At 31.4% G+C, this 264-nt stretch carries 1 protein-coding gene; it reads right to left on the minus strand.

The window, feature by feature from the left end; all coding sequences use genetic code 11:
* A partial coding sequence (locus LJE08_RS14120) for an RNA polymerase sigma factor (protein ID WP_227403593.1) occupies nucleotides 1-264 on the minus strand: 264 nt, incomplete at both ends.

Consider the following 264-nt stretch of genomic DNA (forward strand, 5'->3'; position numbering starts at 1 on the left):
GCTTATTCTTACCTTGTTTAGATTTTGTATAATCCAATGCCTTATGCGAAACAATTTGATTGAACCAACTCTCAAACTTAGAATCATCACTCAATTGATCCAGTTTCTGAAAAGCTTGAATATACGCTTCCTGTACAATATCTTTAGCAGTAGCCTCATTATTGACTACTTTATAAGCAATAAAATATGCTTTCCTTTCTGATAATTGAATAATCTCAGCAATTGCTTCATTATCCTTTTTTCTTGCTCTTACAATTAAACCCT

This window comes from Holdemanella sp. DFI.5.55 (assembly GCF_020593575.1).
Classification (GTDB): domain Bacteria; phylum Bacillota_I; class Bacilli_A; order Erysipelotrichales; family Erysipelotrichaceae; genus Holdemanella; species Holdemanella hominis.